We start from the raw sequence: 24,218 nt of genomic DNA, 5'->3' as shown, positions 1-24,218 counted from the left end.
AGGAAAACACTATTAACAAAATATTCTGACATAAAAAGATATTCAAATTATTTTATATTGATATATCGAATCAGAAGATCATCATCGCTTCAATGCCCATCACTTAATAGAAAAGAACCTCCCCTTATATCGACCTCAAAGCTTTTCCCTCCATTTTTATAAACCATTCTCTCCTGATCATCAACACAAGGAAAGTCATTGTGAAAAGTACCTGATCTTTTCTTCACATAACAAATAAATCCATCATTTTCCGGAATTGCCACTTTGACAGATGACCCAGTTGACGTCGATTTGAGCGAATGCAGCATGGCCTTTGAATGTATCTGTACCCTTCTGCCTATTAAATTCAGATCAATATCTGAAAAAGCACCTACCATCTCCACTTTTGACGAAGTAGTACGCAGGCTCATTGTCTGCGTGTTGAGCTGTTGACTAGAAATAAATCCACCCACTGTCTGCAAGCGCAGATGCTTGATTTCTCCCGTGAACATGGACTTTCCAGAAATCAATTGGCAGTCAGCCTCCTTCACCTTCAGTCCATCCAAGAATAGATTTGCTCCTTTACAATGAATAGACAAGGACTGTAACTGTGCCTGAGGGAGGTAAATCTCCAAATTCGTTTGATGAAGATGAAGCCCCAAGCTGATCGCTCGTTTTCTTTTATCTTGAATGACTAGCCTGCCTTCCTGCACTTGATGATGCAGTAAATACCGATGGGGGAATACGTGATTGGTGGTCTGCTTCATCAATAAATAAGGATGATCATGGTGATAAAGGCGAACATCTCCCACCAGCCAGTTTAACGAAAGTTGCGTTATTGCTTCTTCAATTTGAACCGTATGCTTCACATGTCTCCATCCTTTTCCCATCATGAATTACCTCGTTTGCAGCCGGCCGATGCGGCTCCACAATTCCAAGATCACAATGAGAATTGCCGAGATCATCGCTCCTGACAGGACGAGGTTCAATTGATCATTGCCATAAATGGCGAGCGATACATTTCCTAAAACAGCACATAAAACAATTGCAGTCAGGACGGTCATCAAAACCGATTTCTTGCTCAACCCTATTCTCATCGCCATCATGCCAATCGCTTGAACACAAACAATCAACATAAAGAATGTTTTCATCAATTGAAACAGAGAACCTGCCGTCAGCGTATCGTGAACAATAGGGAAAAACATTTCAGTCACACTAAACACAACAAACGAAGGAATGATACTGCACATCATCGCAAACGTTGAAAGGCACACCATCCATATCATATGAGAAAGGAATCTCACTGAATTGGATGTGCGTTCCTGATAAACAGTCTTGCCTACACGCCAATACAGCATAGCTGTGATGATAGAAAAAAAGATCATCCATACTGTACTCGTTAACAAATAAATATTCGTATATTGCTGAAAACCCGGTTCGCGTTCAATTTTTGCAGCAAACGCAATAAAATAGATGAATACTAGCAGCACAATACTCGCGATGAAACTAGCTTGAATATACTGCTTCATGTGGCCTTTTCTTAGCTCAACCTTCATAAAATGAATCATACGTCATCCTCCTATCAGTTGGCATTCTTTATCTTTCGGGCAGATCATACCCGCCAATTTCAGCATAGTGCGCTGTCACCTTTTGAATAAATAGATCACTCACAATATCCACGCCAAGCCCCTTCATCATCTGCTTTAAAAAACACAAACGCTGAACTGTTTCTTCATGATTGCGGACAAACAATGTGGGATTCAACCATATATTCACAAGAAGCAAAAATACTTCTGCCACTTCACCAGGAAATGCAGTTTCCATCGAACCATCCTCATTCCCTTCAATGATTAACTGTTTGATTCTCAAAGCATCCTGATTGACACCTGTCTTCATGCCTTCAATCACAAATTGCGGATTTTTCATCTGATCAACCAAGATCCCATCAATCGAATGAGACTGCGGGTCTGCCACAAGCTGCTCCAGAATAAGCTGCAGCTTCTCTTTCGCATGAGCTGCCTCCGTATGCTCAATTAACTCCTCAAGCTTCTCGGTTGCATAACGAAACTGCCGATCCATCACGCCGCGTAATATTTCATCCTTCGATTTAAAATGATGATAAATAGCCCCTTTAGACATATTCAATTCATGGATAATATCTTGCAAACTTGTCTTTTCAAATCCCTTTTCCTGAAACAACTTTGTCGACACGTCCAAAATTTGCTGCATCGTCTTTTCTGGATACTTATTTCGCGCCAGTTCAAACGCCTCCTTTTACATACCGACCGTCGGTATGTTTAATTATATTTTTCATTATAAACGGTTCATGCAGATTTGTATACAACAAAAAAGACCGCTCACACGGTCTTCTCAAGCTCAAAATGCAAATTCATCGGCACATCTGGCAGAGCCGAAGCCTCTACCATATTCGTTGTAGGTGTTTTCTCATCCACTTCCTCAAATCGAAAACCGTCAGCCCAGACTGTTCCATGACCGCTGAGTAGCACTCCAAAATGAATGGATTCACTGCGCGTAGGAACATCTAATACGATCGCATATTGATTCCATTCCGTAGAATCTGTCACAGGTCGATTCTGCATATTATCAAACTGCACCGTATCACCCTTTCCGTCATCTACCCGCATCCAAATTCCTGCTGAAGATACATTCTCTGTTTTCAAGAAAGCAGAGAGCTTCAACCGCTTGCCTACATACTCTTTTGCTTGAAACCCCTGCATCATCGTCGCAAACTGTCCTTCTTGTACGCCTTCTTTAGATGATAAAACACCTGATTGCTTTCCCGTATGAAACTCTGCTGTATCAACACCCATCTCATACATATGCGGATGTGAACCACTCAAACCCCAGCCAGGTACTGCTTCATGTATTGTCATCGAATCTTCCTCCTTTTTCATTTGCATATCTCTCATCATGGACCTGTACATTCCGGGAGGTAAAGAATAAAGATGCTTAAAAGCACGCGTAAAGGCTTCCTGCGATTGGAATTGTAACGAAAAAGCGATGTCTAAAATCCCCTGATCCGTATACAAAAGAAGCTGTGCAGCCGTAGCCAATCTTCGTTTCCGCACATATTCCCCCATCGACAGCCCGGTTTCTCGTTTAAATACACGCAGCAAATGAAAATGTGAATATCCTACTTTCTCATGCACCTGTCTCAGCGACAGCTCATCCATCAAATGCGACTCCAAATAAGAAATCACCTCTTGCGTCACCCGACTATACATCATCTCCCTCACCTCTTCTTGATCATAAAACAAATCAGTTCACTCGTTTTGATCAAAATTGCGATGTTTCATCTGTCCAGCTGAGGAGGAAAAACGCTAACGTGAGCGCTCGTTGTTCGCTAGAAACTCCCTCACATCATCTGCGATTTCTTTTGATTTCGTATGATGCAAATAATGACCACCTTTGAAAGTAACGACTTTTCCGTGGTCTACATGTTTCAGCAGCTCTTCATGCATTGGTTTCCAGCTTGGTGTTTCTTCCTCCGTTTGATCCGCTAGGTAGAAAACAACAGGGAGACGCTTAGGAAAATGTAAACGCTCTGCATTTTTAAAGTTATTTGTGAAATTTTCCGCCTCACTCGCTTGGCTTTCATTCAAGAAATTTCGAAAGGTCAGCATTTTGATTTGATCTTTCGTTTGTTGATCCACGTTAGGCATCACCAGTTGATCTGGATTCACTTTCAATAACAATCTGTAAAAGCCAGATTGATTGAGCAGCTGCAAGCTAGAAACCGGCAATTCTTCCGTTTCCTGTTGAGGAACACTTGTATCAATGCCGACAAAGGCTTTGACTTCTTTTTCGTATTGATTCACATATTCTAATCCATAGATGCCAGCAATCGAATGACCCATCAGCGTATATTTTTTAATGTTAAGTTTCTGCAAACATTCATGAATCTCATCCACAATGTTTTGACTTGTCCTTGCTTTATCTGTGTCGTCACTTAAACCATAACCAAACGGTTCAATTACAACAACTCTATAATATGGCGATAACTCCTTGACTAACGGTTTAAAATCAAGCACGGGTGAAGCAGTTCCATAGCCTGGGAGAAGGACAATCGTTTCTTTCCCATCGCCTTGAATGAGCACATTCATCTGCTTCCCATCCACCAAGACCTTTTGCCCATAAGCTTCTATTTTCCCCTGTTGTCTTTCCTTACTAATTAGATTAACAACATAAACACTTGCTACAAATACAACCAAGACAGTCAGAATGGTACATAGAGCAATCAGCATTATTTTCAGTAATTTTTTCAATATTTTTTCTTCCCTTCATGATGAAGTACCCTAGCTTGCATCCGCAGATGAAAGATTAGTATTTTCTTTCACAATAGATAATGCCAATTGTATTTGCGCAAACACTTGATACATACATAAACGTAATCGCTATATAAAACCATTCCGTTGGAGATGATAATTCATGAACAAAAGCTTGAATGACAGCAACCAATATATAGGCTAATGCCACACCTACAATTGAAAAACTTCCGGCTTTCGCTAAAATAAATTGGCCCCGTTCATCCTGTTTATATTCACGGCTTTTCTTAAATTGAAAGACCGTACTTAAGATAGAAAGGATAATCAGAGAATAAAGTATGATCGTTGTCATCATCGCTGTTGTTCCTCCTTGTCGACCTCTTGAAAAACGTCATATAAATCAACTTCAAATGTTCTCGCAATTTGAAATGCTAGTTTTAAAGACAAAGAATATTTACCATTTTCAATCGCTGCCACAGTTTGACGAGTCACACCTAACTTCTCTGCCAAATCCTTTTGTGTCCAGTCTTTTTCTGCCCGTAATACTTTCATTCTATTTTTAATCTCCATTTCAGATTCCTTTCTTAAAGGATGTTTTATTTAACATAATGTTAAAAATAATTAACATTATGTTAAATAACAATAACCTGTTTTCTACTGGATGTCAATTTCATATGAATCAAAAAAATAAGAATCATCCATTTTGAAAAGGACTTCCTCAAAATGAATGATTCTTTATTATGATCTGTTTGTATTCTAGCTGAATTAAAACACTTTCCTCTGATAAATCGCAGTAGAGAGCCCCCAAGATAGCAAGTAAATAAGCATAATCAGCACAACGGACCCAGTGTATAAAATAGGGATTGATAAATTCATTATAAAATCAGTGATCCCACTGAATTGCTCTGCTAAATAGATCACAACAGGTGGCCCCATAGCAGATAAAATGATAAAGCCAATAATCACTGCCGTTGTGATATAGCCAGGCTTTAAGATATAAAACAATGGAAATGTGCACGCCGCAAACAATAAAAATAGCCCGCTACCAATCGCAATATCGGTCATCGAAAATAGCTTCCCAAAACTAATGAAAGCAGCACTTGTCAGCCCAATCGAAAGGATCATATAAACAACAGCACCTAAATAACGTGATGCAATGATTTCCTTGCGGGTATACGGCAAAGAATTTAATAGAATATTCGTTTCTGCCTTCTCATCGTACGCATATGTGTTAAATGGAATGAAGACACTAGCAACTAGAAACGTCAATACCGGATGTACATCCATGAAAATAAAAAATAAGATAAACGGAAGAAAAATCATCAGTTGCTTCTTTTGCAAAATCACATCACGCTTAATTAAATGAAACATGCGCAACCCCGCCTTTCAAATAAAACATGATATCCTCAAGCGACGCCGGTTCAATCACAACAGCATCCCCAAAAATAAGTTTCACCTCATCAATCCGATCTGTTAATGCTTCAAATCCGGCTGCCGTACGCTGAATATGGATAAACGCCTTTTCTGTGTCTCGATCCAGCAAATCCAGGCTCCCCTTCACCAGCGCATAATTCTCCACCACCTCATGAATCGACTGTTGAAAGACCAATCTTCCATTTTGTATAAACGCAATATAATCCGCGATGCGATCTAAATCAGTCGTCATATGCGTTGAGAAAAAAATCGTTCGGTTTCCATCAATCATCAATTCTTGTAACGTGCCGAGCAGCTCTCTTCTAAATACCGGATCTAAACCAGCAGTTGGTTCATCCATGATAATCAGCTCTGCATGGTGCGACAGCGCAATCGCAAGCGATGCCTTCATCTGCATCCCTTTTGAAAATGTTTTAATCGCTTTATTCAGCGGCAGACCAAACTGTTCAATATATTGATAAAATAGTCTATCATCCCAGCGTTTATAGGCAGGTGCCACAATTCGTTTGATGTCTTTTAAATTCAATCCTGGGAAAAAAACGTTAGCATCGTAAACAAAGCCAATTCGTTCCTTAATCTCTTTTTCATGGGTGCGATAATCTAATCCAAAAATTTTAACCTCACCAGAATCTGGTTTTAACAAATTCATGATCATTTTAATCGTGGTCGACTTACCGGCTCCATTTTCTCCAATAAACCCAGTAACAAAGCCCTTTTTGACCTGTAAATCAAGATTCTGCACAGAAAAGTCTTTGAACCGTTTTGATACTCCTTTGAATTCAATCACATGCTCCACTCATCTCACTCCTCATACAAGAACTTTAATAACTGCTGCAATTCATCAAAAGATAAGCCTAATTCCTTGCCGTTTGTAACAACCGCTCCAAGCTGTTCCTCAATCACCTTCAATTTTTTCTCTCTCATGACCTCTAGGTTTTGCTCGGCAACAAATGATCCCTTACCGACAATCGAATAAATAAATCCTGCCTTCTCTAACTCTTCATATGCACGTTTTGTTGTGATGACGCTGATTTGTAAATCCTTCGCCAGCTTTCGGATAGACGGCAGTCCCGCACCTTCTGCAAGCTCACCCGTTAAGATCAACGATTTGATTTGCGTCGTAATTTGCTCATAGATAGGCTCCTTAGAATGGTTAGAAATCGTAATTTGCATATAAAAACCTCTTTTTTCTGTACTGGTATTCGCAATGAAATATTGTATATACACTATATATACATTATATACACACTGAAAAAATATTCAACTCCTTTTATGAACTTTTTTGAATGCGATCCAACTAAAAAACCGCACAGCTCTTCAGCCATGCGGTTCCTCAACAAATCAATTTATCTCCAATATACCCATTTTCCCATAAGCCATTCCACAGGCCCTCTTCTCCACTTTTTCAAATAGAGATAGCTGATGAACAGCTGTGCTGTGTAAAGTCCAACAGCAAGCAGCAATCCAAACATTGAGCCCATTTGTCCAAATAAACCAAGTCCGTAAGAATAGAAAATCGTTGTACAAATAATAGATTGAGCCAAATAGTTTGATAAAGACAATCGGCCCAGTCCTGCAAGCAGACGTTTCAATCCTTGTGCAACCTTTGAATAGTAAAAGACAATAAAAGCTTGAATATAACCGATCGTCAGGACATAGGCTCCTAACGTCATCACCATTTCACTCCAAGGGGCATCAATAAACGTCGCACATTTTAAAGCGAGCCCGATCAAAATCATCCAGATCCAGCCTTTACGATACGCCATTCCTCGATCTTCTTCTGTCAGATGACCTTTTTTCCCAATGGCCATGCCAAGCAGTGCAAATGGCCCCACCATGATCGTACCGAATAGAAAACCTAAGATCGGCATCAACGTAATGGTCACGATCGCCATAATAATGGTCACAATCATCATATCGTCTTCAATCGTCACCCGGCTCAATAAAATATCACCGTATGCACCCTTCGCATACACATCAGTTAACAAATCATCATTTCCATAAACAAAGGTCATCAGATATGGTAAAACCACTAATGACAAAGCACCTAACACACCTGACCAAATCAGCATTGTTTTGATCCGGCTGCTTAAAAACATCATCAAGAAAAACGTACATGCTCCATAATATAAGAGAATATCACCATTCCAAATGAATATGTAATGCAGCATCCCAAGCACAATGAGACCGAAACCACGGCGAACGACAATGGCATTCGTATTTAGTCCCTTGGCCTTCGTAGATTCAATCAACTTGATAAAAGAATACCCAAACAAAAAGGAGAAAATCGGATAAAATGACCCCTGGAACAAGATCTCCGTCACATATACCCCAAACTCCTGTCCCCATATGCTCGGATCAAACATCTTCTCAAAATCATAATCATATTGAAAATTAAGCATATTCACAATCAAAATACCTAATAAACTAAAACCACGTAAACTATCAATAAACTCAACCCTAGATCCCTTCAACACGACAGCTCCTTCGGAAAGTATAAATACACCTATATATAATAACTCATTTATATAAGAAAAGTTATATAATCCTGAATGTTATAAAACCCTAAATTCATTGTTTATCGAATCTGTAGACTAGAAATAATTATATACCTTAAAATTTAAACAACCATTAGATTAATTAATATACATAATTTAATGTTCTTACTCGCATTTCTATAAAACAAAGTCCTTTTTACTATATGACGGTGAATTATATTGAAAAACCCAGAAATTATAGTTCGTTAGTTTCAATTTAATGTAAAATATGAAAAAATATGAAAATATTGTTGTGTTTAAACTTATTTTGTTTTAATATTTAATACATAAATTAGCAGGAGGTGAAAACAATGGTAGCTTTCTTAAGACTTGTTGCTCAGCTTGGTACTAAAGCCGCTAAATGGGCTTGGGACAACAAATCAACTGTTATTAACTGGATCAAGAACGGTGCAACGTTCCAATGGATCAGTGATAAAATTGACAGCATTATCAATGGCTAATTCTGAGATATCTTTTAAAGTAGTTTGGTGGAGGTGAAAACAATGGTAGCTTTCTTGAGGCTTGTTGCTCAACTTGGCGCTAAAGCCGCTAAATGGGCTTGGGACAACAAATCAACTGTTATCAACTGGATCAAGAACGGTGCAACGTTCCAATGGATCAGTGATAAGATTGACAGCATTATCAATGGCTAATTCTGAATTTTTTAAAAGTGGAATTTTGGAGGTGAAAAGAATATGGTAGCTTTCTTAAGACTTGTTGCTCAACTTGGTACTAAAGCAGCTAAATGGGCTTGGGACAACAAATCAACTGTTATCAACTGGATCAAGAACGGTGCAACGTTCCAATGGATCAGTGATAAAATTGACAGCATCATCAACGGCTAATTCTGAGATTATCTTTCCAAGTAGTTTGGTGGAGGTGAAAAGAATGGCAACTTTCTTACAACTTGTTGCTCAACTTACAGCTAAACAGGCGATTTGGGCTTGGGCTAACAAAAAAAAGGTACTTGAATGGATAGGACAAGGCTTTTCTTTTAAATGGATTTCAAACCAAATTATCCGAGCTTTAGCAGGCTAAACGAATTCAGGAGGTGAAATAAATAATGGTAGCTTTCTTAAGACTTGTTGCTCAACTTGGTACTAAAGCAGCTAAATGGGCTTGGGCTAACAAATCAACTGTTATCAACTGGATCAAGAACGGTGCAACGTTCCAATGGATCAGCGATAAAATTGACAGCATCATCAATGGCTAGTTGTTCGTTAGCCCAATAGGGATAGTGTAAACACTCTATCCCTATTGTTTTATTATAGCCAAAAATCAAACATTTAAAACCTAAAAATCATAATTTTTGTGATTATTTTTTTATAGTGATGTCTTGTGTTTTCATCTTTTCAATTTCTTTGACTCTTTTTTTGTGGAGCATTCTACGACCGCGGTTCCACTCTTCAATTAAAAGAGCTAATCCAACTAGCGCAATAATAAGAAAACCTATATTATTACTTGCTTTATTTTCGAAATAAAACCATGACATTCCAGCGATAAAGACGATCGGGATTAAAGCTCCCCACAAAAGGTTGTTTCTTGTTGAAAGGAAATACTGAACTGCAAAAACGACAACTACTAAAATAAAATACATTAATTCATTCATTTAATCTCCATCCCTTTCTGCTTTATATTTTTCAATAATGTTTTTGGCAACTTCTAAACTAATTTTTTCCTCAATCGCGAGTTTCTTTACATATTTAATTAGAGTTTCTTGCTCTAAAGTTTCATTTAATCTAATCAATTGAATGATTCTGTCTAATCGGGTTCTAACTGTTGGATAAGAAACATCATAATCTTTCGCCATTTGTTTTAATGAACCTGAACTAAGTATAAATTTTCTTATAAATTCTCTGTCCTCAGAATCTACAGATAAAATCCATGTTGGAATATCTTTCTCCATATATCAGCCACCCCGCTTTTTTATTATTATAACACAGAAAAAATAAATGTAATCAAAAAATGAATAAAAAAATGAATAATGTTTATTTTTTTAAAACTTTTTTAAAATTTATGTGGAAAAATCTATCCAAAATATGTTATTGTAAGTTTAGGTTATTTAACCAATAAATTGTATTTTGTGGAGGTTAAGCATGAAACGTACTTTAGAAAAGACTTTTACTATTATAGGTGTTATTTTATTCACAGCCTTACTTATTGGGAGCTTTATGTTTTATGAAGGAACAAAAAATAACAATGATACTAACAAACTAATCCAAGACTTTATTGATGAAGAAAACGTACAAGATATCACACCGGAACAAGTAATTAACATCCTTGCCAATGGTTCTTTATATATGATCACAATAACGATATTGAGCATACTAGCAGGAATTTTTTCATTAATATTATTAAAAAACAGAGCACGCTCTGCCGGTATTCTATTAATAACTACCTCTATTTTAGGCTCCTTATTAACAATCTTTTTAGGCATACTTGGCGGCATTGCGTATCTAATTGCTGGAATTACTATAATTGTGAAAGATAAAAAAGCAAGAAACGGGACAGATCAGTCATTCTAAAAGAGGTGAAACTATGTTTGCAATTGGTTTGAATGAATTCAAAGCACTGTTTAAAAGTATACGCTCTATCCTAATTATTATTGTCCTAATTGGAATTACAACCGGTACGGCAAAAATCCTTAGCCAATTTAGTGACCAATTGAAATCTTTAGGTCTAGGTGATAATGCATATGTGGGTGGATTAATGGTATTACTTTTCATTGCTGCCCCACTATTTGTCACCAGTCTAGCCCATAATGTAATCAATAAAGAGGTATACTCTCGTACTGTTCGATTTTTAGTGACGAAAACATCTAGAAATAACATATTATTAGGAAAGTTTTTAGGTAATCTTCTTTTTTGGATTGTATGTTTAACAATTTCCTTAATATTAATTATCCCGTTTTCAAACACTTTTTATTTTCTAGAATTAATACAATGTATTGTGTTTATTTCTTACTTCTTAGGGTTAACTCTATTACTATCCACTATCATTTCAAACCCTTCAATTACAATGTTTCTAGGTATTACATTGTCGATTATTTTACCTGTTATCGGTATGATTAGCATTGGATCAAATAATATTATCATTAAAATGATTAGTTATATCACACCCTATTATTATTTCACTCAAGAGCAGACTGCTTTTACATATATAGTCATCCTTTTCCCAATTTTGTTTTTAATCGTAAGTTTAATGCTTTTTAGAAAGAGGGATTTATAGTGTATGCACTCAAAACGACCAATCTAACAAAGAGATATGGAAATAAAATTGTTGTTGATAAAATGAACTTATCAATCGATAAAGGCACAATATTTGGTTTTCTAGGGAAGAACGGTGCCGGTAAATCAACATTTATAAATATGATTACAGGTATAATTGAACCAACTGAAGGACTTTATGAAGTATTGGGCTATAAAAAGAATCAACAAAAATCAATCTGGGGTAAAATAGGGGTTCTCCCTGACTATTCTACATTCTATGAAAACATGACCGCACTAGATCATTTGAAATACTTTAGTCAAATATTGAAATTAGATTTAAAACAAAAAGATTTAATTGAACTTCTAGATAAAGTTGAGTTAAAAGATGCAGCTAAGTTAAAGACTAAAAACTTTTCATTTGGAATGAAAAAAAAACTAGGGATCGCCCAAGCATTATTAAATAAACCTGATTTAATTTTTTTAGATGAACCGACTTCAGGGGTAGATGCAAATTCAGTATTAAATATCCATTCTATTATTAAAGAAATCGCCACAAACGGTACTACCGTATTTCTAACCTCACACAATTTAGATGAAGTTGAGAAATTATGTGATGAAGTTGCTATTATGAACAAAGGTGTCATTCAAATTAAAGGAAGTATGAAAGAGTTAAGAACAGCATACAAAAAGAATATGACCGTTTATATAAAGCATAGTGTTGCTTCAATTGCACAGATTGAGTCATTAACAGTAGACCTTAAGAGTCTTTCTATAAAAAGTGAAATCAGTGAACTATCATCTCAAATAACCATTGAAGATGAATCATCTATACCATTAATCAACAAGCTTTTTATTTCTAAAAACATTGATGTATTTAGAATAGAAGTCGATGAGCCATCATTAGAAGAAATATTTCTTAATATTGGAGATAATAATTAAGAATCCTATAAAAAGTAGATTTAGTATCCAAGTGGTACTAAATCTACAAAGGATAAGGAGGATTATATTTGTATCAATTGAAGGAGCCCTCAAAAAAAATTTCTAAAGATGCGATTAAGGTTTGGCGGATAGTCGACTTTATAAATTTTATTATATCAACTAGCGTTTTAGTTGTCCTTTTAGTTCTACACAACTATTATAGTTGGTCAGAATGGATTGTTTGGCTTATTTATAGCCTTATGGGTATTTTAATTATATCAGCTATTGTAGAACTCATGTTAGTCCCTATTTACAAACAAAAAACTTGGCGTTATGAAATAGATATAAATATGATTCAATTAAAGCATGGAGGAATTTTCAGAAGGAAACACCTAATAATTCCTATGAATAAAGTATATTTTGTAGATACATATCAAGGTCCCTTATTAAAAAAATATGAATTATCTTCTATTAAGATTGGTACGATTGGCTATGTACATGAAATACCTTGCATTCCAGAAAAAGAAGCCTCAGATATTCGTGATTATATAGCGCATATTACTGATAATCAAACCAAAAAGAATGAAATTAGAAAGGAAAGCTCTCTATAAATGGAAACTAATAGTCGCCTAAAAAGATTACATCCATTATGGATGCTATTTGAATTATTAAAATCGATTAAAGGTTTCATCTTCTTCTGTATTTTTTTATCAGTATTATTTGGTTTTTCATCCATATCAATATTCTCTAAATTAGGTTTTTTAATTATTGTTATTTTTGTAATCTACAAGGTCATTACTATATTATTAGAGTGGAAACATTTTGGTTATGACCTAAGCGAAGAGGAGTTATATTTAGAAAAGGGTAGGTTCATTACTGTAAAAAGACATTTTCCAATTAACAGTATTCAAGGTGTGAATCAAACATCTACTTTTTTCCATCGTTTTTTTGACCTTACCTCTTTGTTAATTGATGTAGGATCAAGCAATAATGACCACGTAGTAAAATTACATATGATTACAACTTCAGAAGCTTTGAGCATAAAAAAGCACCTTACGGAAAAAGGCAGTATCAATGCTAATGTAGAAAGTGAATTTGAAGAACCTATACAACAAAGTGCTCAGAAACTTCATTATGAAATCCAAATGAAGGAGATATTTATTGCTTCCCTTACATCTTTAAGATTACTTTTCTTTCTACTTCTTCTCTATTCTGCTTACTCAGAAATCAATCAATTTTTGTCTTTAGAAAAGTATATAGATAGTTTGATTTCATTTGTAAAATCCTCTCCAATGACAATTATTTTGAGTGTTTTTTTACTTATTATATTGTCTATTCTATATGGAATTTTAAAGACATACTTGCAATATGGAGGATTTAAATTATCTTCGGACAAAACTAGACTGTACATCGAAAAAGGTAAATTGAATATTACTGACTTCTCTATCCCAAAAGAAAAGATTGAAGCGTTATACTTCACTAGCAGTTTTATACAAAAATTACTTTCTATTGTGAAAGTAAAAATCATCAGTTCGACTGAAGTTAATGACGAAAATGTAAAATCACCAAATATATTATTTCCTTTTATAAATAAAAATTTGGCAAATAAATTAATTTTAGATATCTTTCCAAGCATTAGACTAGAGACCAATATGAAGAGAATACCATGGTATTCTATCATACCTAAATTATTTAGATCAGTCATATTTTGGTGTTTAACGCCAGCTCTTCTTTTATTTTTCAGAAATGACTTATGGTATATTTCAATATTCATAAGTGTTGTATTTTTACTCATTCAATTGTTTAGCAGTTTGTACAGCTCCTACAGTTGTAATGATCATTATTTGCAAATAAAAAAAGGCGGCCTTACAGATAGACTTCTCATAACACACAAATATAATATAGAAAGATTAATAATCTCAGAGACACTTATCCAAAGGAAATTAGGGTTGGCTTCAATTAAAATAGTTAATAGAGCAAAACCAACAAAAACAACTATCATGCATGATTTACCAAAAGAAATAGCCGAAAATTATTATGATTGGTATTCAAAAGGAATAGCAGAACAAACTTCTATCAACATACCTAATGATCATTCATTAAATCTATTTACTGTTCAGAAACCAACATAATTTAAATCAAATTCAGGCACTCACTTAAGTTGAAACTTTGATTACGTAAAAAAGGGCTAAACATTTTAGCCCTTACCTTTTTCATCCTTCCAAAGCACACGCTTCACATAAAACAAAATCCCCAATCCAAACAAAATCAACGGCAACTCCCAGTCTGCAGAAACCGGCAGCCATGTCAACATCATGAGAATCAGCAAAACAGCTCCCACACCTGCATAAAAGACCACCGTTTTTTTCAATTCTTGGTTTGATTGAAACAAAAAACCACCTCTTTATTAACACTCTTATATACCATTTTTAGCATATTCAACTGATATAAACAATCATTTCATCAATCCATATCCCGACAAGCCCATGCATCCACCTCAACCTTTAAAACAGGTGAAGCCAAAGCCACCACATAAATCATCGTCATACAAGGCAGGTGATCCCCTAAAAACTGACCCATGATTCGTTTTCTACTCTCAGCATCAAACTCCCCTACTAAATAGAACACAAGCTTCGTTATATCTTCCACTTTCATATCTGCCGCTTCTACATTGCGTTTTACATTCTCTAACGCTAGCTCGAGCTGTTCCATCGGGCTCGCTGGGATGGTTCCATCGACTTCCATCCCCACTTGCCCTGATAAGGTTAACCACCGCTGCGGCCCTGTTGTCTCTATTTGATGGATGTACGGTGCAACTGGTGCGTGAATGGTCTCAGGATTACGTGATGTTTTCATTGATCAAACCCCTTTTCTGAAAATACAATCAATTTCCACCTATCATACCAAACTTTCTTCCCATCCTATCTGCATATGCTCCAAACGAAGCAAAAAAAAAAGACCTTTCTTCAAAAGAAAGACCTCTCTAAAATGATGACCCGCTCCGATGCTCAATTTGATGAATCCAATTCAAATCCGCCTCTAAATGAAGCAGTGTGCCAGAAATCAATAAGTACCGACTCTCATCACCTTGCACAAGACATTCCGTTTTTAGCTTCGTGAGTTCCATCACATCTTTCATGATGACGGCTTTCTGCTGCTGAAGCATTTCTTTTTCTTGATGAAATCTGATTTTCCGTGCACAGCCCCATTTAAAGTGAAAATCATCCTTTGCAGCATGATATGGAACAGGTGCCAACAGCCATGATTCCAGCTCTTGTGTGCCTTCTTCCGTCACGTCGTACAGCTTTCGATCTTGGTCATCTATTCCCACTGCTGTCACCAATTGATCACGAATTAACCGATCAAGCGTCGTGTAGATTTGACCCGGGTTGATTTTTCCTTTTATTCCGAGCAATGACTCCAGCTCTAGCTTTAATTCATATCCATGATGTTGCTGCTGACAGAGCGATGTTAAAATTCCGTATTTCACTGACATATGATTTAACCTTCTTTGAGAGATGATATCATCTCTATTTTACTCGCTGTCGCACTAGAAATCCACGAAGCCGCTAAACTAAGTGCAATTCCTGCGATCACTGCCAGCAGTAGATGCACAGGCGGCAATTGGAATGAAACAAATCCACCCAGCCAATCACACCTGTTAACCCAATGAGCACACCTTCTCCGACGATCATTTTTCTCACCTGCTGCTTTGTCAGCCCCAGCGCCCGCATGGTGCCAATCTCAGATGTACGTTCAAGCGTGTTCATCAGCAGTGTATTGGCTGTTCCAATGCTCGCGAGCCCAATAATGAAAATGAGCATCATAGAAATTAACTCGTTCATACCAGTGAAAGCCGATGTCGTTGATTCAATCTCATCCTCTACTGTTTTCACCTTTGAAAGCCGATGTCCAAAGTCTTCCCATAGCTGATCTCGTAAAGACTCACCGGCACCTTTGTCTTTTAACGTAAGCAGGATATCAAGGGGCTGCGCCCACCCTAAATCCTCTTGTAAAAATGTCTGATCGACAAATGCCACATAACCCGAATGATGAGAAGTTTTGACCACATCAATGACTTGTAACTGTTGCCGGCCAGAAGGTGCATTGAGATACACACTCTCTCCAATACGCCCACCCCATTCATCAAACGCACGCTCTCCTAACACGATAGAAGGCGTTTCTGATAATCGTTGATACAAATCGCCTTTATTGTCACCTTCTATAAAAGACGGTCCCTTTTCCTCTACGCCGATCAGAGAAAATTGTCTTTTCTCTCCATCAGCCGTTTCCCATGTCAAAGGAGCCGCTTCCATCATCGGTTCCACCCGTTCAACAGCCTCATAGGATGACAGCTTTTCTTGATCCGCTTTCGTCCATGGCGCTTCAGAAGTAACCCTGAGATCACCGCCGTACGTTTGACGAATCTCTCTTTCGTAGCCGTCTGGAGCCGATTCAATGACCGCACTTAAAAGCAAGATCACAGCAATCCCAACAGCTAGAATCGCCGCCGTATTAGCGTTTCGATTCAGTTGCTGCGTGACATGCTGCGCTGATAGATGACCTGGATAGCCAAAAACCAGCTTCAAAAGAGGCGCCAACAACCGGTTCAAAAAGAGCAGGAAAAATGGGAATAACAGAACCATGCTGGCTAAAATGGCAAGATAAGCAGCCGGATGATCCACCCATATGAATGAAAGCAAGCCTATCCCTATCACCGCCCTAATGACCGATCGTTTTTTCGGTGCAGAAGTTTGGGTAGTGGATTTTAAAGTCAGCAGCACAGACGTTTTTCCTGCATGGTAGATCGGAAATAACGAAAACAGCACAGGGAACACAATACCAACGATCACTGCTATTACAACAGGCACTTGCCAATCTAACGAATACACCATATCAAAAGCGAACACACCAAGCAGTGTTTGCATGAACACATCTCCAAGCCAAACGCCAATCGGCACCCCAATGGCTGTTCCAATACATGCCAAGATCAAAACCTCAATCAACATCAGCTTAGAAACAGAGCCCTGCGTATAACCAAAGCTCTTCATAATCGCAAATTCCTTTTTCCGTTCCATCACACTCGTATAAATCATATTAAACACGATAAAACCGCTCATAAACATCGACAGCCCTGCGATGAGGTAAAAGAACGTGTACAACCCGCCAATGTCATTACTTTGCCGGTCATCCGCCACCACAGGCTGGACAAAAACATCGGCATCCTTGAACTCTTTCTGTAAAGATTGAAAGAGCTGCTCTCCGCCATCATTCGTCTGAAATCTCATATAAGAAAGCTGATGATCGAGTCCCGTCCAGTCTCTCAATAAATCAAGCGGCGCCATCACACGAAAACTCGATGATTCTGCACTCTTCCAGTCACTCGGACTTGAAAGCAGCTGTGTATATTCCACAATGGCAGATACCTTCGCTTCGCCCAAATCAGAAAAACGAATGGTATCTCCCACTTTTTTATTCAGCAGCTTCGCCACAACATCTGGTATGACCAACCCCTGATTATCCAAACGCCCTTCAATCACAGGCAGCTTCAGTAAAGAGCTCGTTTGATCTTGTACTCCGGTAATGCGCACTGCCCGTTGGTTAAGAGAGTGATCACCTTCTACCTCAAAAAACGTCTGTTTATCCAGCGCTAATAATGATCCTGTCACATCAGGATGGTTTAAAATGGAGGAGATCTGTTCCTCATCATACGTATGATCATCACTCAACACCCAATAATCTGCATCAGCGACATACATTTGCTCATAGTAATGAAACACATCATTTGTCGTTCGATCGGCAATGAGCATCGACGTGACAAAAGCAATTCCCACCATGATGCCTAATACAGAAATGGCGAACCGCTTTTTATGCTGAATCATGTTACGCCATGAAATTCGCCACATACTGAGCATAATCATCATCCTTTCTAGATATCACTTGATCAATAACACCGTCTTTAAAAAGGATGATTCGATCCGCAAACCCCGCTGCGAAAATATCATGCGTCACCATGATAATCGTCTGCTTGCTTTCTCGATTGAACTTGCACATTAACGCCAAAATATCCTCCGCTCTATGCCGGTCCAAGTTCCCCGTCGGCTCATCTGCTAACAGCACTGACGGCTGATTGACTAGAGCTCTTGCAATCGCTACACGCTGCTGCTGCCCGCCGCTCAGTAAACTAGCCCGTTTCCGTCCAAGTCCATTCAAGCCAACAGCCTCTAACAGCTCTACAACCGTCTGTTGATTCTCCTTTGTTAAACGTCCATCTGCATGCAGCGGAAACGCCACATTTTCTTCGACAGTTAATGTAGGGAGCAACTGATAATTTTGAAACACAAACCCTATCTGTTTTCGGCGAAAAATCGTTCTCTCTTTCTCATTCATCTCACTCAACTGATGCTCATCTATCAAAATCTCTCCATCAGTAGGCAGATCAAGCCCGCCTAACAGCTGAAGTAATGTACTTTTTCCAGAACCACTCGGTCCCATCACCGCTACAAACTCCCCTTCTTCTACCGTCAAATCAACGCCCCTCAGCACCTCAGTCCGCTCCTGGCCTTGAAAGAATTCCTTCTTCACATTCTCGATCTGAATCATCTGCAAACTCCTCCCATCCCTTTACGGAGTAATTATATACTAAGTATATATTATTTCAACATTTAAATCATGATAATATGTATTCACATCTTATTTATTACTTACTAAATACATAAAAAACCCTTTAGATTTTCATATCTAAAGGGTACATCATGCTATAATTCTTGTTTTCTAAAAAGAAACCATCCGATGAGAAAAAAGAAACCAATCAATACCGATACACCTAGAAAGCTTGTGAGTGCCTGATCCGAATAAGTCCCTCTATGAATCATCTCCTCAGCCGCACTTGTGACGCCTTTAGGTGCAAACTTCCCTAATGTATTCTCATAAAACGAAGGAACGGTAAACAGGATGAGATTGATCAAAAGGGAAACGCCGCCCGCAGTCACTGAGCGCTTAAAAAACGCCGATGCACAAATGGTCGATACTACAATAAGCAGTAAGTTTGGATAATACAAAAACGTTCCTTTTAACACATCGCCCCAAGCCACATGCCCAAATTGAATGTCTACATAATAAACGGAAGCTAGAACCGCCACTACCAAACTAAACAACGTTAAACAGGCATAGGCACATATTTTTGAGGCATAATAACTCATTCGACTGATCGGTTTCACCATAATCATCGCCGTCACCCCAGAGGCACGCTCTCCAGCAATCGTCCCCATCACGATCATAATGAGGATAAACACGCCGAGTGAATCAAATTTACTCAATGCACTAGCTAAAGCCTCTCCAGCACTAGGCTCTGGTATATAAAATGTCGACCCTTCAGGTAAATTAGCGGATTTCGATAAAAGATCCGGCAGCATTTTGAGCGTAATAGGCTGTGTAATCATTAAAATCGTAAAAATGATCGGCACAAATAAGATTTTATAACTAGTGAATAACTCCCTAAATTCCTTTTTCAACATCATCATGCCGTCACAACCTTCATGAAAATATCTTCAAGCGTTAGCTTAGATAGTCGATATTGGAGAAGAACACCGCCAGTTTCAGTGATGAGACCCGGCAGCTCCTCCAATGCCGTATGTTGATTGTTGACTCGCACCTGATAAGTGCCTCCTGTCTCAATACATTCCTCCACCCAATCCCGTTCTTTTAACAAAGCCACTAGTTTCATATTCTGTTGTTCTAATTGAAATTCAATCACGGGCTGGATATAGTCTTCTTTGATCTGTTTCATCGAAGAGGACATCTCAATTTTGCCGCTGTTGATCATGATAATATGATCAGCCACACGTTCAATGTCATCTAAAATATGGGTCGACATAAAGATCAGCATCTCATGCTTTAGACGCTCAATCAAAGTCAGGACGTCTTTTCTCCCCATGGGATCAAGTGCCGACACAGGTTCATCTAGAATGAGGACCTTCGGGCTGTTGATGAGTGCCTGCGCAATGGCAAGTCTCTGCTTCATCCCTCCGCTGTAGCTGCCAATGGCACGATCCTTCGCCTCGTATATGCGGCAAAGCTTCAACAATTCCTCTGTTTTAGAACGAATGGTGTTTTTCTCTAAATGAAATAACCCGCCAACCCAATGCATCCATTCCTGCCCCGTCATATCCTGATAAAATGCAGGATGCTGCGGACAGTACCCAATCACCTGACTGATTTGATCCATGTCCTTTGTGACATCAAAACCTGCCACCTTCACAACGCCAGACGTAGGACGAGCAAGCCCCGTCAAAATCCGGATCGTCGTTGTCTTCCCCGCTCCATTGGCTCCTAAAAAGCCAACACATCCAACCTCCCCAACAGAAAACGAGACATCTTTTAACACTTCATGCCGTCCATACGATTTCGTCAGGCCTTGACACTCCAACATATTCAAGCGAATCCCCCCTACTAAGATTGTTTACGACCAAAAATGAAATACGCAATAGGACCGGCACTCGCCACAAACACAATCACCAAAGCCCAAACCCACTTCACTTCTCCCCTAATCCTCGATGGATCTCTTTTCAACAAATCAAACAAACCAATCACCATTAAAATCGCTTGTAGCAAAATAAGAGGTAAAATCATCTTCATGTCCATCACGCCACTCCCTTTCCAAACGCCAATTTGTTTTGGTATTACTTCTTTTGACGACATGAAGAACGACTTCGTTCAAATGGATTTTATTTTTATTGGTCGAATGGTCTATAAATATAAAAAAGCCCAGTGAAGGTTATTCACTGAGCTTGCTTGTGATGGTCATGACGAATCTCGCAAAATCTTTTCCATTTTCTTTCCCTTGGCTAACTCATCAATCAGCTTATCTAGATACCGAATGTTTTTCATCGTTTCTTCCTCAATGTCCTCTACTCTAACACCACAGATGACTCCTTTGATTAAACTGCGGGAAGGATGGAGCTCAGGAGCCTCGGCAAAAAAGGTTTCAATGTCTATCTGCTTGTCCAACTGTTCCTCAAGCTCTTCTGGACTGTAGCCTGTTAACCAACAAATAATCGTATCGACTTCAGCTTTCGTTTTTCCCTTTCTCTCTGCCTTTGCGATGTAGAGAGGATAGACTTTTGCAAAGCTCATTGTGTAAATTTTAGGTTTGGTCATGTATCTGCTCTCTTTCTTCGTTAAATATTTAAACTGTCACGCTTTCTCAAGGGGACGCTCTCTCATTATGCACTTAGTATAATGTGTTAAAAATATAACTTATAAACGATGATATATGCCTTTATTATTTCTTTCATCTTTTTTGAAAGCTCTATATTTAAGAAATTGAACAATACAAAATCCAAGGAATACACCTATTGGTCCTCCACTTGAGACAGGACCACCAATTAAACAATAAGAAATGATAAACAATGCAATATAACCAATGAAGAAAAAAACAATTCCCCATTTTTCTTTTTTTACGTATCGAATAAAAATAATATTTCCCCCTAAGAATATTTATCATAATAGCAACATGGAAATAGTATCTATCAATCAAAGTTCAGCTTAAATCTTTCAACTGCTAGTTCTATTGACACAAAAATACCCCTTTAGACAATTATATCTAAAAGGGGTATCAAAAAACCGATTTTATTTAAAACCTACTCCACCGTCACACTCTTCGCAAGGTTACGTGGTTTATCCACATCACACCCGCGGTGAAGGGCTGCGTAGTAAGCGATCAGCTGTAATGGCACAACAGATGCAAGTGGTGCAAGTGCTGGGTGTACAGCTGGAAGGACGAAACGGTCGCCTTCGTCTTCTAGGCCTTTTAGTGAGATGACACATGGGTTTGCGCCGCGTGCAACAACTTCTTTGACGTTACCACGAATGCTGAGGTTCACGTGCTCTTGCGTGGCAAGGGCAATGACCGGTGTGCCTTCTTCAATTAAAGCAATGGTGCCGTGTTTGAGTTCTCCGCCAGCAAAGCCTTCTGCTTGGATGTAAGAGATCTCTTTTAGTTTGAGTGAACCTTCAAGGCACACATAGTAGTCAAGTCCTCTTCCGATAAAGAATGCGTTACGTGTCACTGTGAAGAAATCACGAGCGATTTGTTCCATTTCATCCTTTTGATCGACAAGGGCTTCCATTGCGTTTGCTACAATCCCAAGCTCTTTCACAAGATCAAAGTCAAGAGATTGACCATTTAATTCAGCTGCAACAGATGCAAGGATCGCAAGAACAGCGATTTGTGCTGTGTAGGCTTTTGTTGAAGCCACTGCGATTTCTGGTCCTGCATGAAGAAGCAATGTGAAGTCTGCTTCACGAGAAAGCGTAGATCCTGGTACGTTTGTGATCGTTAATGCTTTATGACCAAGTTCTTTGACTTGAACAAGTACAGCACGGCTGTCCGCAGTCTCCCCAGATTGAGAAAGGAAGATGAACAACGGTTTTTTCGATAGAAGCGGCATGTTGTAAGAAAATTCACTTGCTACATGGACTTCTACAGGTACTTTCGCCCAGTCTTCAATGTATTGTTTACCAACAAGTCCAGCATGGTAGCTCGTTCCGCAAGCCACAATATAGATGCGGTCTGCTTCTGCTACTGCGCTTGCGATATCGCCAGCGACTGATAACTTGCCGTTTTCGTCTTGATATTCTTGGATGATTTTGCGCATCACTAGCGGCTGTTCATCCGTTTCTTTTAACATGTAGTGAGGATATGTGCCTTTCTCAATGTCGCTTGCATCTAGCTCAGCGATATAAGAAGGACGTGTCATAATATCGCCGTCAAGGTTTTTAATAATAACCTCGTCTTTAGTAACAATGACCATTTCTTTATCCATTAATTCCGCATATTCGTTTGTTACTTGAAGCATCGCCATTGCGTCAGAAGCCACAACGTTGAAATCTTCGCCGAAACCAACCAATAATGGGCTTTTGTTTTTCGCCACATAGATTGTTTCTTTGTTTTCGTTATCGAAAAGGGCAATTGCGTAAGAGCCTTTTAGTTGAAGAAGCGTTTGACGGAAAGCTTCCTCTGTATCAAGACCTCTATTCACAAATTGTTCGATGACTTGAACAACAACCTCTGTATCTGTGTCGCTTTTTAGTGTGACGTCTTGTAAATATTCGCGTGTCAATTGTACATAGTTCTCGATGACACCGTTATGAACAAGCGTAAAACGGCCAGAAGCACTTTGATGCGGATGCGCATTTAGATGGCTTGGTACACCGTGTGTTGCCCAGCGTGTATGTCCAATTCCTGCTGAAGATGCCACGTTTGCATCAACGACTTCACGAAGCTCAGCGATACGTCCTTTTTCTTTGAACACATGCACGCCTTCTTCGTTTGCCACAGCGATACCTGCTGAGTCATACCCACGGTACTCAAGCTTCTCTAAACCTTTTAATAAGATTTCCTTCGCATCATTCTGACCAATATAACCTACGATTCCACACATAAATATTCTTCCTCCCGATCATGTGAAAGGGACAAAGAAAGCCTACTAAAATAGAAGGGACATTTCTTCGTCCCTCTCTACATGTTTATTTTGGGAGATCATGTGTATTCCCTTTGTACAAAGAGTCACCTCTTTGCTTTAAAGAAACACTTACGGCTGTGATCTCTATATTTGATCAGCCGGGAGGCATCCGCCGAAAAATTCGATAACCTCCATCCTCGTCAACTAAGCATCTGTCTCGTTCGATCGCTTAGTTCGGGCGCTATAATTATAAGAGTGGCTGAACATCTACCCTGCCTTTCCTGCTAGAATAAAAATCCAGTAACACAAGGATGATTGTACTATAAGGTCTGACCTCCGTCAATCACAATTTAGCGGGTGATCCCTTCATGTTAGAAAGTAAGACCTCCC

At 38.5% G+C, this 24,218-nt stretch carries 32 protein-coding genes and 1 pseudogene; 10 read left to right on the top strand and 23 right to left on the bottom strand.

Going from position 1 to position 24,218, the window contains the following annotated elements:
* Positions 1 to 89: 89 nt before the first annotated feature.
* The 11 genes from ID12_RS06065 to ID12_RS06015 form a co-directional block, all read right to left on the bottom strand.
* Positions 90 to 848, bottom strand: coding sequence for a DUF4097 family beta strand repeat-containing protein (locus tag ID12_RS06065; RefSeq protein ID WP_050827661.1), 759 nt, complete (start codon positions 846 to 848; stop codon positions 90 to 92).
* Positions 849 to 875: 27 nt separating this feature from the next.
* On the bottom strand, positions 876 to 1,547 hold the full coding sequence (locus tag ID12_RS06060; RefSeq protein WP_050826869.1) for a hypothetical protein: 672 nt from the start codon (positions 1,545 to 1,547) through the stop codon (positions 876 to 878).
* 28 nt (positions 1,548 to 1,575) lie between these two features.
* Entirely contained in the window at positions 1,576 to 2,208 is a 633-nt protein-coding gene (locus ID12_RS06055; protein WP_080987771.1) for a TetR/AcrR family transcriptional regulator, read from the bottom strand.
* 128 nt (positions 2,209 to 2,336) lie between these two features.
* Positions 2,337 to 3,227, bottom strand: coding sequence for a helix-turn-helix domain-containing protein (locus tag ID12_RS06050; RefSeq protein WP_050826867.1), 891 nt, complete (start codon positions 3,225 to 3,227; stop codon positions 2,337 to 2,339).
* Positions 3,228 to 3,320: 93 nt separating this feature from the next.
* Positions 3,321 to 4,265, bottom strand: coding sequence for an alpha/beta fold hydrolase (locus ID12_RS06045; RefSeq protein ID WP_050826866.1), 945 nt, complete (start codon positions 4,263 to 4,265; stop codon positions 3,321 to 3,323).
* A gap of 55 nt (positions 4,266 to 4,320) precedes the next feature.
* On the bottom strand, positions 4,321 to 4,620 hold the full coding sequence (locus tag ID12_RS06040; RefSeq protein WP_017366494.1) for a hypothetical protein: 300 nt from the start codon (positions 4,618 to 4,620) through the stop codon (positions 4,321 to 4,323).
* Positions 4,617 to 4,835 carry a helix-turn-helix transcriptional regulator gene (locus tag ID12_RS06035; RefSeq protein WP_017358703.1) on the bottom strand — a complete coding sequence of 73 codons (219 nt, stop codon included), beginning with the start codon at positions 4,833 to 4,835 and terminating at the stop codon, positions 4,617 to 4,619. The genes ID12_RS06040 and ID12_RS06035 overlap by 4 nt, the downstream gene beginning before the upstream one ends.
* A gap of 195 nt (positions 4,836 to 5,030) precedes the next feature.
* The gene (locus ID12_RS06030) at positions 5,031 to 5,636 is read right to left on the bottom strand and encodes an ABC-2 transporter permease (RefSeq protein ID WP_046527284.1); all 606 of its coding nucleotides are present in this window, start codon (positions 5,634 to 5,636) and stop codon (positions 5,031 to 5,033) included.
* Positions 5,620 to 6,495 carry an ABC transporter ATP-binding protein gene (locus ID12_RS06025; protein ID WP_050826865.1) on the bottom strand — a complete coding sequence of 292 codons (876 nt, stop codon included), beginning with the start codon at positions 6,493 to 6,495 and terminating at the stop codon, positions 5,620 to 5,622. The genes ID12_RS06030 and ID12_RS06025 overlap by 17 nt, the downstream gene beginning before the upstream one ends.
* A 5-nt stretch (positions 6,496 to 6,500) precedes the next feature.
* Positions 6,501 to 6,872: a GntR family transcriptional regulator gene (locus ID12_RS06020; RefSeq protein ID WP_008343911.1), complete on the bottom strand. Its 372-nt coding sequence runs from the start codon at positions 6,870 to 6,872 to the stop codon at positions 6,501 to 6,503.
* 173 nt (positions 6,873 to 7,045) lie between these two features.
* Positions 7,046 to 8,173 (bottom strand): DUF418 domain-containing protein, encoded by a 1,128-nt coding sequence (locus ID12_RS06015; protein ID WP_017366489.1) that lies wholly within the window; start codon positions 8,171 to 8,173, stop codon positions 7,046 to 7,048.
* A 374-nt stretch (positions 8,174 to 8,547) separates the two neighbouring features.
* Here ID12_RS06015 and ID12_RS06010 point away from each other — a divergent pair, with 374 nt between their 5' ends.
* The 5 genes from ID12_RS06010 to ID12_RS05990 are packed head-to-tail and all read left to right on the top strand — an operon-like array spanning position 8,548 to position 9,449.
* On the top strand, positions 8,548 to 8,697 hold the full coding sequence (locus ID12_RS06010) for an aureocin A53 family class IId bacteriocin (RefSeq protein WP_035390638.1): 150 nt from the start codon (positions 8,548 to 8,550) through the stop codon (positions 8,695 to 8,697).
* A 42-nt stretch (positions 8,698 to 8,739) separates the two neighbouring features.
* The gene (locus ID12_RS06005; RefSeq protein WP_050826864.1) at positions 8,740 to 8,889 is read left to right on the top strand and encodes an aureocin A53 family class IId bacteriocin; all 150 of its coding nucleotides are present in this window, start codon (positions 8,740 to 8,742) and stop codon (positions 8,887 to 8,889) included.
* 42 nt (positions 8,890 to 8,931) lie between these two features.
* On the top strand, positions 8,932 to 9,081 hold the full coding sequence (locus ID12_RS06000) for an aureocin A53 family class IId bacteriocin (protein ID WP_035390638.1): 150 nt from the start codon (positions 8,932 to 8,934) through the stop codon (positions 9,079 to 9,081).
* Between the two features lie 43 nt (positions 9,082 to 9,124).
* A complete protein-coding gene (locus ID12_RS05995) occupies positions 9,125 to 9,274 on the top strand; it encodes an aureocin A53 family class IId bacteriocin (protein WP_017358896.1) in 150 nt (49 codons plus the stop codon).
* Between the two features lie 25 nt (positions 9,275 to 9,299).
* Complete coding sequence (locus tag ID12_RS05990; RefSeq protein ID WP_017358895.1) at positions 9,300 to 9,449, top strand: aureocin A53 family class IId bacteriocin; 150 nt, start codon at positions 9,300 to 9,302, stop codon at positions 9,447 to 9,449.
* 102 nt (positions 9,450 to 9,551) lie between these two features.
* Here the strand turns inward: ID12_RS05990 and ID12_RS05985 are convergent, their stop codons facing one another.
* Both ID12_RS05985 and ID12_RS05980 read right to left on the bottom strand, forming a co-directional pair.
* On the bottom strand, positions 9,552 to 9,845 hold the full coding sequence (locus ID12_RS05985) for a hypothetical protein (RefSeq protein WP_035390640.1): 294 nt from the start codon (positions 9,843 to 9,845) through the stop codon (positions 9,552 to 9,554).
* Positions 9,846 to 10,142, bottom strand: coding sequence for a DUF2089 family protein (locus ID12_RS05980; RefSeq protein WP_017358893.1), 297 nt, complete (start codon positions 10,140 to 10,142; stop codon positions 9,846 to 9,848).
* A 190-nt stretch (positions 10,143 to 10,332) separates the two neighbouring features.
* Here ID12_RS05980 and ID12_RS05975 point away from each other — a divergent pair, with 190 nt between their 5' ends.
* From ID12_RS05975 to ID12_RS05955, 5 genes are all read left to right on the top strand, one after another.
* On the top strand, positions 10,333 to 10,761 hold the full coding sequence (locus ID12_RS05975) for a DUF4064 domain-containing protein (protein ID WP_050826863.1): 429 nt from the start codon (positions 10,333 to 10,335) through the stop codon (positions 10,759 to 10,761).
* Between the two features lie 13 nt (positions 10,762 to 10,774).
* Entirely contained in the window at positions 10,775 to 11,464 is a 690-nt protein-coding gene (locus ID12_RS05970) for an ABC transporter permease subunit (protein WP_050826862.1), read from the top strand.
* Positions 11,464 to 12,384, top strand: a complete 921-nt coding sequence (locus tag ID12_RS05965) for an ABC transporter ATP-binding protein (protein WP_050826861.1) — start codon at positions 11,464 to 11,466, stop codon at positions 12,382 to 12,384. Before ID12_RS05970 ends, ID12_RS05965 begins: the two co-directional genes overlap by 1 nt.
* 68 nt (positions 12,385 to 12,452) lie before the next feature.
* On the top strand, positions 12,453 to 12,974 hold the full coding sequence (locus ID12_RS05960; RefSeq protein ID WP_050826860.1) for a PH domain-containing protein: 522 nt from the start codon (positions 12,453 to 12,455) through the stop codon (positions 12,972 to 12,974).
* Positions 12,975 to 14,495: a PH domain-containing protein gene (locus ID12_RS05955; RefSeq protein ID WP_050826859.1), complete on the top strand. Its 1,521-nt coding sequence runs from the start codon at positions 12,975 to 12,977 to the stop codon at positions 14,493 to 14,495. It abuts the gene before it with no gap.
* 65 nt (positions 14,496 to 14,560) lie between these two features.
* Here the strand turns inward: ID12_RS05955 and ID12_RS05950 are convergent, their stop codons facing one another.
* The 10 genes and pseudogenes from ID12_RS05950 to glmS form a co-directional block, all read right to left on the bottom strand.
* Entirely contained in the window at positions 14,561 to 14,755 is a 195-nt protein-coding gene (locus ID12_RS05950) for a hypothetical protein (protein WP_050826858.1), read from the bottom strand.
* 71 nt (positions 14,756 to 14,826) lie between these two features.
* On the bottom strand, positions 14,827 to 15,219 hold the full coding sequence (locus ID12_RS05945) for a RidA family protein (RefSeq protein ID WP_050826857.1): 393 nt from the start codon (positions 15,217 to 15,219) through the stop codon (positions 14,827 to 14,829).
* A gap of 127 nt (positions 15,220 to 15,346) precedes the next feature.
* The gene (locus ID12_RS05940; RefSeq protein WP_050826856.1) at positions 15,347 to 15,859 is read right to left on the bottom strand and encodes a PadR family transcriptional regulator; all 513 of its coding nucleotides are present in this window, start codon (positions 15,857 to 15,859) and stop codon (positions 15,347 to 15,349) included.
* Between the two features lie 5 nt (positions 15,860 to 15,864).
* Positions 15,865 to 18,278: pseudogene (locus ID12_RS05935) on the bottom strand (FtsX-like permease family protein).
* On the bottom strand, positions 18,247 to 18,966 hold the full coding sequence (locus tag ID12_RS05930) for an ABC transporter ATP-binding protein (protein WP_008343922.1): 720 nt from the start codon (positions 18,964 to 18,966) through the stop codon (positions 18,247 to 18,249). The pseudogene ID12_RS05935 and the gene ID12_RS05930 overlap by 32 nt, the downstream one beginning before the upstream one ends.
* Positions 18,967 to 19,121: 155 nt before the next feature.
* Positions 19,122 to 19,886, bottom strand: coding sequence for an ABC transporter permease (locus ID12_RS05925; protein ID WP_050826855.1), 765 nt, complete (start codon positions 19,884 to 19,886; stop codon positions 19,122 to 19,124).
* Positions 19,883 to 20,800, bottom strand: a complete 918-nt coding sequence (locus ID12_RS05920; protein ID WP_050826854.1) for an ABC transporter ATP-binding protein — start codon at positions 20,798 to 20,800, stop codon at positions 19,883 to 19,885. The genes ID12_RS05925 and ID12_RS05920 overlap by 4 nt, the downstream gene beginning before the upstream one ends.
* 14 nt (positions 20,801 to 20,814) lie before the next feature.
* Positions 20,815 to 21,006: a PLD nuclease N-terminal domain-containing protein gene (locus tag ID12_RS05915; protein ID WP_003217265.1), complete on the bottom strand. Its 192-nt coding sequence runs from the start codon at positions 21,004 to 21,006 to the stop codon at positions 20,815 to 20,817.
* 159 nt (positions 21,007 to 21,165) lie between these two features.
* Positions 21,166 to 21,522, bottom strand: coding sequence for a DUF2200 domain-containing protein (locus ID12_RS05910; RefSeq protein WP_050826853.1), 357 nt, complete (start codon positions 21,520 to 21,522; stop codon positions 21,166 to 21,168).
* Between the two features lie 482 nt (positions 21,523 to 22,004).
* Complete coding sequence (gene glmS / locus ID12_RS05905; RefSeq protein ID WP_008360582.1) at positions 22,005 to 23,807, bottom strand: glutamine--fructose-6-phosphate transaminase (isomerizing); 1,803 nt, start codon at positions 23,805 to 23,807, stop codon at positions 22,005 to 22,007.
* Positions 23,808 to 24,218 lie beyond the last annotated feature (411 nt).

It is taken from the genome of Bacillus altitudinis (assembly GCF_001191605.1).
Lineage (GTDB): Bacteria > Bacillota > Bacilli > Bacillales > Bacillaceae > Bacillus > Bacillus altitudinis.
Note: the sequence above shows the minus strand (reverse complement) of the source record. Positions and strands in the feature narration are given on the sequence as shown.